Source organism: Sphingomonas sp. PP-F2F-A104-K0414 (assembly GCF_004340945.1).
GTDB lineage: Bacteria > Pseudomonadota > Alphaproteobacteria > Sphingomonadales > Sphingomonadaceae > Sphingomonas.
The window spans coordinates 1-11,017 of record NZ_SLYD01000001.1 but is presented as its reverse complement, the minus strand read 5'-3'; the positions used below and the strand labels follow the sequence as shown (position 1 = coordinate 11,017).

Genomic DNA, 11,017 nt, shown 5'->3' with positions numbered 1-11,017 from the left:
GAGTCGCGAGCGGAGTTTTCCACTGTTTGTAAGTTCACGATTTGCTCTCCCATGCCTCCATTGCGGCATCGGCGAGCGTCGATTGATTGCGGCGGCGGGCGTACCACTCCACCATTGTGAGGGATTGGCCGCTGACCGCGGCGGTCTGAGCGACCGAGCAGCCGGCCTCTAGCAGCGCGATCACAGCGTTCTTGCGCAGCCCATGCGGGACGCTCGGTGCGCCGGCGGCGGCCGAGAACGCCTTGAGGATCTTGCGCGCGTTGTCGTCGCGCATCGGCTTGCCGTGGATCGTCAGGCAGATCGGGCCCTCCCCTCGCACCCGCGTGGCGAGCTCGGCCTTCAGCGCGCTATGGATCGGGATGCTCAGCGGCTTCTTCGTCTTGTCCTGGACGACCTCGACCCGATCGTCCGCGACGTCCGACCACTGCATCTTCAGCACATCGCCCAGCCGCTGCGCGGTATAGTAAAGCAGGTTCACCAAGAGGCGAACGGCAGCGTCCTCGGCGGCCAGGCCCGCGCGCAGCACGGCGGCAGGCCATGGCTCGTGCTCGCCACCTGCCAACGGCGGGATACCGTCGCAAGGGTTCTTTGCGATGTGCTCTCGATCAAGCGCCCAGGCGAACAGTGCGCCGCTGGTCCGAAGGAAGGCGTTCGACGCTCCCGGCGTGCTCGCCATCTTATCGAGCACTGTGCGCATGTCGCCGCGCGTGATCCCGGTGACAGGCGCGGTCGGCAGCGCCTTTTCCAGCCGGCGCAGGTAGATGTCGTAAAGCTTGCGCGATGCCGGTGCCAACGCCCCGTAGGCCGCACCTCGCTGATACAGATCGACCAGAACGGGAAGCGTCATCAGCGCAGACTTGGTCTTGCGATTCCGGTGGCCCATCAGCGCTGCATAGCTGCCCCCGAACTCCATCGACCGGAGCGGCGGCAGGCGCGTCATCAGACGCTTCCCGTCGACCACCTTGCCAGTGTCGAAGTACAGGTACTCGCGCCCCTTGGACCGAACCCGCTTCACATATTTGGGGAGATCATGCGGCACTGCGCAGCCCCGGTTGATCCTTGCGCCAGTCGTTGCCCCCGCCTGACATCTCGTCGAGGCTGGTGTCCAGGGCGGCGCGGTCCCACCGCGGCCCGCCGGCCATCGCTACCGACACCGGCAGGCGGCCAGCGTAGACCTCCGCATCGAACTGCTGCGGGGTGAGCTCGCAATACTGGGCGGCCGTCGATCGCTTGAGCATGCGCGGCCAATATGGTGCCGCACTCATGATGCCGTCGCCCCCTGAGAAGTGAGGGCCTGGCAATCGAAGATTGAGGTCAGATCCTTGACTCGCCTGAGGCGGCAAACAAGGGTCGCGTAACGCTGGGAGGGCGATGGTTCGATGGTTAGCGAAGACGGCGCATTCTTAGTTGAACTCGAATACCCCGGCGTTCCTGGAGTGGTCGAGCCTTCGGTAGCAGCTGTGCGAGGAACGCTTTCCCCAAAAGCGTTAGATCGCTTCCGTAGCGTCGAAGTGAAGAGAACAGCTGCCAAGGCAGAAATGGAACTCAAAGCAGCAGTCCGGCGACGCTTGGGGAAACGCGGACGCGGCTCGAATTTGGTCCACGTAGTGCTTGCCGATTTTAGCGAGTAGCTGCGGTTTGCCAACGCTAACGGTCTGAGGTTGCGGTCCTTAAGCACGGGCATATCCCTTCTCAGGTTCACGACAGCGCGCGCAGCGACCCATCACGAGGCGCAGGCTATCGTCGCAGCAATCGCTGCATTCGCCGGGGACGCCAATCGGGATCGGGGCACGGGCGGCGCGGATGCTGCGATCGAGCGCCGCTTGGGCGAGGTCGTTCGCCATGTCGGCTACGTCAGCCATCACGCGGCCTTGTCTGTTAGCTGGGCGTCGGCCTCGACAGCGCGCAGCGGGGGTACAGACGTCCTGAGGGGCAGGACCGAGGCAGTCGGGGAAGAGGGGTGGCGCGCGATCGGCCAAGGGCGCCCGCAGGCGGTGTCCCAGATGCGCGCCCAGTTCGGAACGAGCGAGGTGAAGAGCGACCATGCGCCGCAACCGGCCATCGTGACGAGGCAGGCGACACCGGCGCAATGCATGAACAGGTTCCACGTCATCGACGATCTCCGCGGTTGAGGATTGCGAGCATGAGCTCGGTGAGGGTCTCGGGATCGGTCCGGCCGTAGAGGTCGGGCACCGGGGGCAGCGGGCGCGGCATCAGCGGCCACCCCCGTAGGTCGAGCGCTTGCGCGGCGCCGCGCGCGGATCGGGATAGGCCTCGCCCTGCTCAATCAGTGCCCCGTGACGGAGTTCGACCTTCCGCTGCTCGCGCAGGGAGTTGGGCGGGAAGCCGACCTTCGTGACCTTTGACGGTGCGCGCAGCCGGCCCACGTCAGGGATGCCGACCGTCTTTCCGTCGACCAGCAGCGACCGGACCGCGGCGAACACCTTGTCCGCTGCCCATGTCGCTTCGTCGCGCGCAATGCCGGTCTCGACCAAACGATCAATCAACTGCTTATCGGCCACGGGGAAGCTCCATCCACTGAGTCCAGCCTGACGGAAGGATGACCTTCGCCCGCTTGCCGTCCTTGGTGATCGCGAGGCATGGAAGCACCACCTCGACCTTCGGGGGCGCCATGAACCAGTTGACCGCGTCGACCTCGCCGGGGCGCAGGATCGTCGCGGTGCGAACGACCAGCGGATCCTTGCCCAGCTTCATGAGGACGCTGACCTGCTGGACCGTCCAGCGCGAGCCATCCTGTTCGGTGCCCTGCCAGTTCGATGAGGGGGTGCAGACCATCGTCATGCGACCTTCCTCAGGTACGCGATCGCGCCGGCCGCGCTGCGCTCGTCGCGCTTTGCGAGGCGTTCGGCGTATTCGGCCTCGATGCGGAGGATCTCGGCCTCGTGAGCGGCGCAGGCGGTGGTGTGCGCGACGATCTCGACCGCGTTGTGCAGCTGCTCGATGTTCGGGCGCCGGCCCATCCGCTTCTTCAGGACCTCATGCGCGACGCCGAGCACGCGAACTTCATAATGAGATAAACCTAGTTTACGCGCACCATAACTAATCTGTGTTCGAATATTATCCGCTCGCGCCTTTGCAAGGGCGAAGTCCTTCAAGGCGCCACTCGTCGAGTGGATTCGCTTTTCTTCGTACTCAGCAAGGCTTAGAAGGTGGAGATGACCATCAAGATCATGAAGAACCTGGTCTAGATCTTCATCACATGACTTGATCGTTCTCCCGGTCATCTCCGAGTCCCCGCGTAAATCATAGAGGTGCGCATGACGAACATACCCTGGCGAGAAGGTGCGTCGCTGATCCGCTCAATGCGTGATTCCGAAACGCAAGAAGCAATGCGTGAAGTCGTTCGGGAGGGATCTCTCCGGACGATTGTCGAAATGCTCGCTAAGTTTAGTCTTGGGGAGCGTGAAAAATTCATAATTACGCTTCCTGATCGGGGCGCGAGGCCTTTCAGATATTTGCCCTCCGATTTTGCTATGCTCATAGAAGAGTTGGGCCGCGTGAAGTTCGAAGAGTATGGTCGCTGCATCGGAGCAAGCTCACGGGGCACCTCGTAAAGCACCCAGTCGCGGCTGGGCTGAAAACGGGGGCTCATGCGACATTAGCCCATCGACCACGATGCGGAGACTTCGCAGCATAGGCGGCGGCCGCAGTGACCAAGTCGATCCGATGCTTGGCTTCGAACGTCTTTGCGCCCCGGTGGAGCTCGGCGTGGTGGCCCTGACAAAGCGGGACCGCTTTGTAATCGGCGACCTTGAGGGATGCGCCCTTCCCGCCCGCGTGGTCGACGTGCGCGGCTTCCATGCGGCCCTCGCAACCGCCAGTGGCAGCGACGACGCACGGGCGCCCGCGCAACCACTGAAGGTGAGGAAGATGGCTACGCTCGATTGCAGCCTTCCCGCTGTTCTGCCGGCGCGGGCGGGTATCGACGCGCATCACGCGACCACCCGGTATTTCATGATGTCAGAACCGGCTTCCTGATGCGTCCAGCAGTCGCGCAGGCCGTACGCCGGAACGCCGTCTACGTGGTTGGAACGCTCGGCGGCCCGGGCATCGCGGTCGAACCGGAACCACACCTGGACCCGAGCCAAATCCGAGACAGGACACCCTGCCCCATTATGCTTGATCCAATCTGAAGAAGCCTGCTCGGCCACGATCGTCTCCCGACAAGCCGGGATGGCCTGTTGGGGTGATGTTAGTAGGAGGTGTCCTACTATGTCAAGGATATAGTGGGACGCTTCCTACTTATTCAAACTTGCGTGACTTCGTCAACCTTCGAGATACCTGTGCGGCGGAGACGTTCTCCCTGACCCCATTTCTAACACGTGCGAACGGCACTCCCGAGATCCGACGTGCGCAGACAATGACGGCGTGGTTCAAAAATATAACAGAGTACCATTCGCGATGGTGGGGTGGGGCGCGACTAGCCCCTATCCTCTTTCAAAATGTCCGCCCTGAAACCGCGAATGGCTCGGTTACACTGCGCTAAGTCAAGTTTCATTTCGGCATCATCGAGCCCAATGTCGAAAGACTTTAAGTAGTATCCGCGCGCACGAGCATCCTGAGACTTTCCGAATTCGGATACTAAGGCATCCGACCGAGCTTTGCCAATGACTGAGCGGCACGTGCCGGCGATCATCATCATGCTTCCTCGAGCTTGAATGGCAGGCGTCTGCCAGCTGGCCAGCCCGCCATCTTCGAGCATGCTGTCCGCCGATTTTGTCGCAGCACCTTCAGGGGTAAAACCTAAAGGTTTGACAATGACCTTCGAGAAGATGAGATCCTCGGTGGCTTCGACACACGTGCGGGCGTAGCCGAGCAAAACGGTCCCGAGGTTCCGTAGCTGCTTCTCGCTTTTCGCATTGTCAGCCTCGGCGCCTAAATCCTGAAGGAATAGCTTGGTCTGCCGGTCAGACGATTCTGCAGCGAGTTGCTCTATTTTTTGCGGATCTATGCCCCAACCGGTTGTCTCGGCCTTGAATGCTTCTGCCACTTTGGCCGGAAGATCGCGGTCGATGGTCATTCCGAGGCGGCCGCATAAAGGGGCCGTGACGACTAGACGAGAAACACGATCGATCCGATCCTGCTGCTGCTGCGTCTGCGCGTTTGCCGCTGCGAACGGTATACTTGCACTCAACGTGAGCGCGCCGACCCAACGTGAAAATCTGTTAATTGCGCATATTCCCATCCAATCGACAGCTTAAAGAAGCGTCCCCGCTGCGTAGGCGTTCGCTGCCGCAACCTTACCAATATCGTCCCGGTTAACAGCGATGACGCGCCGGAGCGGCCGCCTACGCGTTGAGCAATATGACGGCCGCGAACATCACAGATCGCGGGCGAACCTGATGACCCGCCCACCGATACGTAGTTCGTTCGGGTCCACTTCGTAATTGTCGACAGCCGGGTTGTCCGAGACGACGAGAATACGCCCCTCCCTCACCGGGCGCAGGCGTTTGATCGCTGCGGCGCCATTGATCGAGACAGCCCAAATACGATCGGCCTGGTTGAGCGTTCTTTGCGTCGTGTCGATCCAAACAAGGTCGGCGCTATTTAGCGTGGGGTGCATGCTGTCGCCTACGCCGTGCGCGATGCGGAGCATGTCGGGCGCGGTCCGCGTAAATGATCGGACGTAGCCCAAGTCGAACGAAACCCGCTCTTCCTCGACATAGTCGTCGACATTCGCCCCAGCACCCATTGAGAAGGCGAGATCCAGCTTGACGATCTCGACCGTGTCACCCCCATCCGCAGCATGCGCAACGGGCTGGTCTGGCTCAGGAGCGATCGCAGTCAGATTCTGGCCGTAGACGATGCGCACAAGCTTTTCTGATTCCAAACCCATGACCTGAGCGATCGCGCGCAATGTGTCCGGCTGGGGACGTTTGCTGACGCCACGCATGATGTCGTAGATCGGCTTCCCAGTCTTGCCCATCTTCGTGCGGTAGAGGGTGTCGAAATGCTCGCGCGTCTTTCCGGACATCGAGATGGTTTTTAGCAGAACCTCCTGCAAAGGGGTCACTTGTTCGGTCTCATCCATGTAGGACGCATCCCACATTTCAGGAACAGCTTGAACGATAGGACTGTTCCTACTGTTCGCGCTTGACGGTAGGACGTCTCCTACGTACATGGTTGATCCATGGACACGCCACTTCCCCCGCTGCCGGAGACGATCGAAGCGTTCCTTACGCTGCACGATATGGCTCCGGTCACGTTCGGCCGGCTGGCCGCCAAAGACCCGCACTTCGTTCGTGATATCCGCGGCGGTCGCCGGGTCTGGCCGGAGACGGATGCCAAGATCCGCGCATTCATGGCGAACCACTCCACCCCCATAGAACAGAAGGAAGCGGCATGATCACCATTGGTGCTCCAGCCAGCAATCATGGCACTGCCGTCGATCTTCTTCGCATTTTGCCCCGCACTCGCGGCATATCCCGCCTGATCGGATGCGTTTCCAGGCAACTGCGGCAAGTAAAAGAGCTTCGGAAAGGCGTTCATATAGATGCCTTATTAAATGACGAATCGAAGACACGCCGCATATCCTCCCCTGTTTCGAGCACTTCTAACATCGTCTTGGTTCCTAGACTCGGTGATTCCGGACCGCTTGTAAGAAAGCGCGGAGTAGCTGAATAATGATACTTACCCTGCCTTTCGAGATCAGCGCCAAGGTCACGGCCGCCCCATCGGTCGTGATGCTGATCGGCGGCAAGTGCGTTGCGGGTTTCACAGTCAGTGAGCCTGAGCACGCTGAGATCCCGGCGATCGTCGTCGCGCACTGTTCGCGCTGCCGGTTGACCGGTGAGTCTGCGGTGCGTGCGTGCATCTCCCCTGACTGTCCCTCCCGTGATCGAAAGGCTGCCTGATGCGTAAGCTTGGACTGATCGTCGTTGCTGGCCTGCTGATCGCTCTGCTCGCCGCGACGGTGCTGGGCCTTCCCCTTCGCCATATCGGCGCGGGCTACCTGGCGGGTGCTGCATGGATGGTCGTCGTTTCGATCATCATGAACACGGCGAACGGCCGCGCCGGTGATCCCTCCGAATATGGCGAAGAGCTCGCCTGGATGGGCGCTGGCAGCATGGATGGCTTCGAACTTCATGAGCCGGATATGCGGCGCGACCGCGTTCGGCGTCATCCGGAACCTTGCCCAGTCAGCTGCTGCCAGCCGTGTCATCGAACTTCAGGCGAAGGCGAAAGCTCAGCAGGATAGCATCGCTGCGGCCGAACTGAGCGTGCAGCGCACCCGCGTCGACCTCGCTGCGGAAGCGGCCAAGCGGTCGGCCGATCCTATGGAGCGGATCAAGAAGCTCTATGACGATCAGGCTGCCGCGGCACAGCGCGCGGCTTCGGCCGAGGCCGCACGCGGCAAGCAGGTCGATGCGTCGCTGACGCGCGAACTGGCGGCGATCGAGAAGAAGCGCCAGGCCGCGATGAAGACGGAGCGCGATCGCCAGTCGGCCGCGAGCCGCAAGCCCACGCGCGACCCTGATCTTGCAACGCCGGCATCGATCTCGAAGCTGCTGCGCGATGCCCTCCCGGGCGTGCGCATCACCAGCACGACGGGCGGCAAGCACGTCGCAAACTCGGACCATTATCGCAGCGCCGCGCTCGACTTCGTGCCGAAGGGCGGCATGGCCTCGATGACGAAGCCTGATGTCCGCGAGATCTTCGAGAAGGCCGGCGTCTCGATCCGGCGCAATGCAGGCGGCGTCGAGCAGTTGTTCGGCCCCGGTGACAAAGGGCATTCCGACCACTTCCATGTCGCATGGGAGAAGGGGAAGCTCGCCGTCGATAATTACCGGGCATCGGTAAAGGAGACGGCGAAGGCGGAACGCGAGGCCGCGGCCGAGCAGAAGAAGCTCGACACCGCGCTCGACCAGATCCTCGGCAAATTCGATCCAGCGGCCGACGCAGCACGCAAATACCGTGAGGAGCTCGAGGAGATCGACAAGCTGGCCAAGGCCGGCAAGATCACGCCCGATCAGCAGGTCGCCTATGCCGAGTCCGCGCTGACCGGCGACACCCTGTCGGCCGTGCTCGCGCGGTTCGAGACAGGCATGAACGTCTCCGCGATCGAGAATGCGCGCATCGAGGCGGTCGCGCAGAAAGCCAAGCGCGACATCAAGGTGGCAACGACCGCTGCTGCGAAGCGCGCCGCGTACGCCGCCATCAACTGGAATTGGTCGGCCTGACGGCCGTCGCATCCGAGGATCGACCATGAGCAATACAAGCTTCGCGGCCCAGGCGGTCGCGGGAAGGGATGACGCATGACCGCGACAGCCACCAGCAATTACATCGGGCAAGCGATGCACGCGACGACCGCGCTCGCGCCGCCCTCCCTCGCCGACAATCCTGGTCTGCTTGCGTGGAACCTGTTCGTCATGACCGCGGCGATGTGCCTCGGTCTGATGATGGCGGGCAAGCAGGCGCGGCGGATCTGGGACAAGCGCAACTTCGACCATCCGACTGACCCGGTATCGATCTATCGCATCATGATCCTGCTCGCCGGCTGCGCGGTCGCAAGCCGGGGCGGCGCCGAGGCGGTCAGCCTGTGGTCATGGTCCTCTGGTGATGCAGCGACGATCGAGCGCGTTGCCCAAATGAAGCGCTGGCTCGACCCGCTGTCGGTCGGCTGCGGGTTCATGTGGATGGCGCTACATATCCTCGCCGAGCCAATGATCGAGCACCAGCTGCGCAAGGCCCCCCTGCCCGTCGATATGTGGTCGCGCTGGCCCCAGCTGCGAAGGCCCGCGCTGATCCTGCTGGTCAGTCTCCTGATGGCTGCTGCTGCGGTCGGCCTGCGGTAATGCGCGAGGGGGCTATCGCTGCGGTGCCGAGCGTAACGGTACCGGTTATCTGGTCTGTCCTTGGATACTCGTTCCCTGCCGGTTCTATGATCGTCGGGCTGCTCGCGTGCTTCATGGTCAGGCTGTTCATCACTTTCGATACGCCGGGCCCGAAGCGCTGGGTCTTAGACAGCATCATCACTGGGCTTGCGATGCTCATCACCGCGGTCTGGATCGTAGAGCACCAGGTCGATCTGTTCGCCGCGCTCGGCACGGGGGGCGGCGCGGGCGCGGTCGGCACGGGTATCATCACGTTCTTCAAGCGACGAGGGCAGAGCGCGATCGACGCTCTCGATGCGGCGTTGCCCGGCAAACCTATCGTCCCACCCGAGATCGCCTCCGCGTTACGGAAGCTTGATCAGGTCGACTGACGTTAGGGGAAGCGTCCTGCCTAAGCGGGGGGAGCATTAATAGGCAGGACGCCGGCACACTCCCCGGACGCTTACTCGAGGTCTGCGCCTCCGGTTCTGTATCTCATCGATATGTTGCGATCTCGATAACGGCCCGCCTCAAGCGCCGGTGTCAACGCGAGGCGGGCCGGCCGGGGCCGTTCGTTCCCGGCACCCAAGATACGCCTACCGAGCCGATTTTCTTCAGACAGGGAAGAATAACTATGACGACGGCATCAAAGCCGGCGACCGCCCCTGCGCGCCCCGCGCGAGGGCTGACGTCGCCGGACAAATTCTTCGCATCGATTCGCCCGCTGTTCGGGAAGATGACGTCGGCGCAAGTCGAGGGCGTCGAGGCCAAGCTTGCCGCGTTCGCCGCGCAGGGCTCGCCTCTGGCGTACGTCGCATACGGGCTCGCCACCTCGTTCCACGAGACCGCGCAGAAGATGCAGCCGGTCCCAGAGATCGGCCGCGGTCGCAACTATCCATATGGCAAGCCGGGAAAGCATGGCGGCCAAGTCGCGTACGGGCGCGGCGATGTCCAGCTGACGCACGACTATAATTACGAGCGCGCCGACGACGAGCTCGGGCTGAAGGGCTCGCTGACGGCGAACTACGACCGGGCGCTGGAGACCGAGATCTCCGCGCAGATCATGGTTCTCGGCATGACCGGGGGCTGGTTCACCGGGAAGCGGTTCGCCAGCTACCTGCCAGCGAAGGGTCCAGCAACGACCGTACAGTTCACGTCGGCGCGTCGCATCATCAACGGGATCGATCGCGCAGAGAAGGTCGCCGGGTACGCAATGTCGTTCCAAGCGGCGCTGGTCGCTGGTGGTTGGGCATGACGCGCCTTCTTTCGCCAGTGCTCGCCGATGTGCAGCCTGATCGCGTCGCTTTCTGGTGCCCTGGCTGCAAAAGCTCGCACACGCTTTCCGTCAGCGGTGACGAGGCGATCTGGGGTTGGGATCGGAACGCTGACCGTCCGACCTTCACCCCTTCCGTCTTATTCCGCTCCGGGCATCACATCCCGAGCCAAGCTGGCAAGCGGTGCTGGTGCGATGCCAACCGCGAGCGCGTCGAGCAGGGCAAGGAGCCATACGGCTTCACCTGCGGCGTCTGCCATTCCTTCGTGACCGACGGCCGCATCCAGTTCCTGTCGGACTGCACGCACGCGCTCGCCGGTCAGACCGTCGACCTCCCCGACTACCCCGCCTGAAAGGATTACCATGAGGAAACTGCTGACCCTCGCCCTGGCGGCGAGCCTATCCGCATGCGTGGGAACGCCTCACCTCGACGTGTGCAAGGGCGCTGAACTGCGGCGCACTGCCTACTTGACCGCGATCGAGGCTGTCGCCGTCCTTGAGTTTTCCGGCCGTCCCGTGCCGCAGGCGGCATTGATCGCGCGCGACGCCGCGCAGCTGGCGCTGTCAGTCCTAAATCGGAACTGCCCGCGGGCCGCACCGACCTCCACCACCACCGCTGCCAACTGATCCAAGGGGTTAAGCCATGAAGACGATTCTCCTTTGGGATCCTCGGTTCCCAGATCGCCGACCAGCGCGGCTCACGCTTGAGGACACGGTAGCTTCCGCCGCAGTGCGCGCCGGTGTAGCTGCGGCTGCCAACCCGGCTGAAGCTGGAGCGCTATCCGCTGGCGGCGCGCTGGATCCCGGCCTGATCACGGAGGTCGTTCTGCAGCACGGTACTGGAAATCTAACCCGACGCGTGTTTCTACCATACAGCGTGGCGTTGGTGGGCGCAGCGGCTGGGGTCTTG

Annotated in this window: 20 protein-coding genes; 9 read left to right on the top strand and 11 right to left on the bottom strand. The window is 62.6% G+C overall.

Annotated elements, in window-relative coordinates; genetic code table 11:
- Positions 1 to 34: 34 nt before the first annotated feature.
- The 11 genes from C8J46_RS00095 to C8J46_RS00045 form a co-directional block, all read right to left on the bottom strand.
- Positions 35 to 940 carry a tyrosine-type recombinase/integrase gene (locus C8J46_RS00095; RefSeq protein WP_132733939.1) on the bottom strand — a complete coding sequence of 302 codons (906 nt, stop codon included), beginning with the start codon at positions 938 to 940 and terminating at the stop codon, positions 35 to 37.
- Between the two features lie 88 nt (positions 941 to 1,028).
- Complete coding sequence (locus C8J46_RS00090; protein WP_132733937.1) at positions 1,029 to 1,265, bottom strand: hypothetical protein; 237 nt, start codon at positions 1,263 to 1,265, stop codon at positions 1,029 to 1,031.
- 405 nt (positions 1,266 to 1,670) lie between these two features.
- Complete coding sequence (locus C8J46_RS00085; RefSeq protein ID WP_132733935.1) at positions 1,671 to 1,862, bottom strand: conjugal transfer protein TraR; 192 nt, start codon at positions 1,860 to 1,862, stop codon at positions 1,671 to 1,673.
- Positions 1,862 to 2,113, bottom strand: coding sequence for a hypothetical protein (locus C8J46_RS21080; protein WP_132733933.1), 252 nt, complete (start codon positions 2,111 to 2,113; stop codon positions 1,862 to 1,864). The genes C8J46_RS00085 and C8J46_RS21080 overlap by 1 nt, the downstream gene beginning before the upstream one ends.
- A 100-nt stretch (positions 2,114 to 2,213) precedes the next feature.
- Complete coding sequence (locus C8J46_RS00075; protein ID WP_132733931.1) at positions 2,214 to 2,522, bottom strand: hypothetical protein; 309 nt, start codon at positions 2,520 to 2,522, stop codon at positions 2,214 to 2,216.
- Entirely contained in the window at positions 2,512 to 2,802 is a 291-nt protein-coding gene (locus C8J46_RS00070; protein WP_132733929.1) for a hypothetical protein, read from the bottom strand. The genes C8J46_RS00075 and C8J46_RS00070 overlap by 11 nt, the downstream gene beginning before the upstream one ends.
- Positions 2,799 to 3,017 (bottom strand): hypothetical protein, encoded by a 219-nt coding sequence (locus C8J46_RS00065; protein ID WP_132733927.1) that lies wholly within the window; start codon positions 3,015 to 3,017, stop codon positions 2,799 to 2,801. The genes C8J46_RS00070 and C8J46_RS00065 overlap by 4 nt, the downstream gene beginning before the upstream one ends.
- A gap of 592 nt (positions 3,018 to 3,609) precedes the next feature.
- Positions 3,610 to 3,954, bottom strand: a complete 345-nt coding sequence (locus tag C8J46_RS00060) for a DUF968 domain-containing protein (protein WP_132733925.1) — start codon at positions 3,952 to 3,954, stop codon at positions 3,610 to 3,612.
- A complete protein-coding gene (locus tag C8J46_RS00055) occupies positions 3,954 to 4,172 on the bottom strand; it encodes a hypothetical protein (protein WP_132733923.1) in 219 nt (72 codons plus the stop codon). The genes C8J46_RS00060 and C8J46_RS00055 overlap by 1 nt, the downstream gene beginning before the upstream one ends.
- A 269-nt stretch (positions 4,173 to 4,441) precedes the next feature.
- Complete coding sequence (locus tag C8J46_RS00050; RefSeq protein WP_132733921.1) at positions 4,442 to 5,041, bottom strand: hypothetical protein; 600 nt, start codon at positions 5,039 to 5,041, stop codon at positions 4,442 to 4,444.
- A gap of 300 nt (positions 5,042 to 5,341) precedes the next feature.
- Positions 5,342 to 6,052, bottom strand: a complete 711-nt coding sequence (locus C8J46_RS00045; RefSeq protein WP_165886422.1) for a S24 family peptidase — start codon at positions 6,050 to 6,052, stop codon at positions 5,342 to 5,344.
- 99 nt (positions 6,053 to 6,151) lie between these two features.
- On the opposite strand from C8J46_RS00045, the gene C8J46_RS00040 reads away from it, so the two are divergent.
- The 9 genes from C8J46_RS00040 to C8J46_RS21075 form a co-directional block, all read left to right on the top strand.
- Positions 6,152 to 6,367, top strand: a complete 216-nt coding sequence (locus tag C8J46_RS00040) for a hypothetical protein (protein ID WP_132733917.1) — start codon at positions 6,152 to 6,154, stop codon at positions 6,365 to 6,367.
- Positions 6,368 to 6,874: 507 nt separating this feature from the next.
- Entirely contained in the window at positions 6,875 to 7,219 is a 345-nt protein-coding gene (locus tag C8J46_RS00035) for a hypothetical protein (RefSeq protein ID WP_132733915.1), read from the top strand.
- Positions 7,220 to 7,241: 22 nt separating this feature from the next.
- Positions 7,242 to 8,201, top strand: a complete 960-nt coding sequence (locus C8J46_RS00030; protein ID WP_132733913.1) for a hypothetical protein — start codon at positions 7,242 to 7,244, stop codon at positions 8,199 to 8,201.
- Between the two features lie 75 nt (positions 8,202 to 8,276).
- Positions 8,277 to 8,816 carry a hypothetical protein gene (locus C8J46_RS00025; RefSeq protein WP_132733911.1) on the top strand — a complete coding sequence of 180 codons (540 nt, stop codon included), beginning with the start codon at positions 8,277 to 8,279 and terminating at the stop codon, positions 8,814 to 8,816.
- A gap of 86 nt (positions 8,817 to 8,902) precedes the next feature.
- The gene (locus tag C8J46_RS00020) at positions 8,903 to 9,226 is read left to right on the top strand and encodes a hypothetical protein (protein WP_132733909.1); all 324 of its coding nucleotides are present in this window, start codon (positions 8,903 to 8,905) and stop codon (positions 9,224 to 9,226) included.
- A gap of 242 nt (positions 9,227 to 9,468) precedes the next feature.
- On the top strand, positions 9,469 to 10,089 hold the full coding sequence (locus tag C8J46_RS00015) for a hypothetical protein (RefSeq protein WP_132733907.1): 621 nt from the start codon (positions 9,469 to 9,471) through the stop codon (positions 10,087 to 10,089).
- On the top strand, positions 10,086 to 10,460 hold the full coding sequence (locus tag C8J46_RS00010) for a DUF6527 family protein (RefSeq protein WP_132733905.1): 375 nt from the start codon (positions 10,086 to 10,088) through the stop codon (positions 10,458 to 10,460). Before C8J46_RS00015 ends, C8J46_RS00010 begins: the two co-directional genes overlap by 4 nt.
- Before the next feature lie 10 nt (positions 10,461 to 10,470).
- Complete coding sequence (locus C8J46_RS00005) at positions 10,471 to 10,734, top strand: hypothetical protein (protein WP_132733903.1); 264 nt, start codon at positions 10,471 to 10,473, stop codon at positions 10,732 to 10,734.
- A 16-nt stretch (positions 10,735 to 10,750) separates the two neighbouring features.
- Positions 10,751 to 11,017: hypothetical protein (locus C8J46_RS21075; RefSeq protein WP_207894041.1), on the top strand; the 267-nt coding region annotated here is incomplete at its 3' end.

Excerpts from the sequence above, each read along its gene's own strand:
- C8J46_RS00095 (WP_132733939.1), bottom strand. The coding sequence starts at position 940 with ATGACGCGCCTGCCGCCGCTCCGGTCGATGGAGTTCGGGGGCAGCTAT.
- C8J46_RS00090 (WP_132733937.1), bottom strand. The coding sequence starts at position 1,265 with ATGAGTGCGGCACCATATTGGCCGCGCATGCTCAAGCGATCGACGGCC.
- C8J46_RS00085 (WP_132733935.1), bottom strand. The coding sequence starts at position 1,862 with ATGGCTGACGTAGCCGACATGGCGAACGACCTCGCCCAAGCGGCGCTC.
- C8J46_RS21080 (WP_132733933.1), bottom strand. The coding sequence starts at position 2,113 with ATGACGTGGAACCTGTTCATGCATTGCGCCGGTGTCGCCTGCCTCGTC.
- C8J46_RS00070 (WP_132733929.1), bottom strand. The coding sequence starts at position 2,802 with ATGACGATGGTCTGCACCCCCTCATCGAACTGGCAGGGCACCGAACAG.
- C8J46_RS00060 (WP_132733925.1), bottom strand. The coding sequence starts at position 3,954 with ATGCGCGTCGATACCCGCCCGCGCCGGCAGAACAGCGGGAAGGCTGCA.
- C8J46_RS00050 (WP_132733921.1), bottom strand. The coding sequence starts at position 5,041 with ATGACCATCGACCGCGATCTTCCGGCCAAAGTGGCAGAAGCATTCAAG.
- C8J46_RS00045 (WP_165886422.1), bottom strand. The coding sequence starts at position 6,052 with ATGGATGAGACCGAACAAGTGACCCCTTTGCAGGAGGTTCTGCTAAAA.
- C8J46_RS00040 (WP_132733917.1), top strand. The coding sequence starts at position 6,152 with ATGGACACGCCACTTCCCCCGCTGCCGGAGACGATCGAAGCGTTCCTT.
- C8J46_RS00035 (WP_132733915.1), top strand. The coding sequence starts at position 6,875 with ATGCGTAAGCTTGGACTGATCGTCGTTGCTGGCCTGCTGATCGCTCTG.
- C8J46_RS00025 (WP_132733911.1), top strand. The coding sequence starts at position 8,277 with ATGACCGCGACAGCCACCAGCAATTACATCGGGCAAGCGATGCACGCG.
- C8J46_RS00020 (WP_132733909.1), top strand. The coding sequence starts at position 8,903 with ATGATCGTCGGGCTGCTCGCGTGCTTCATGGTCAGGCTGTTCATCACT.
- C8J46_RS00015 (WP_132733907.1), top strand. The coding sequence starts at position 9,469 with ATGACGACGGCATCAAAGCCGGCGACCGCCCCTGCGCGCCCCGCGCGA.
- C8J46_RS00010 (WP_132733905.1), top strand. The coding sequence starts at position 10,086 with ATGACGCGCCTTCTTTCGCCAGTGCTCGCCGATGTGCAGCCTGATCGC.
- C8J46_RS00005 (WP_132733903.1), top strand. The coding sequence starts at position 10,471 with ATGAGGAAACTGCTGACCCTCGCCCTGGCGGCGAGCCTATCCGCATGC.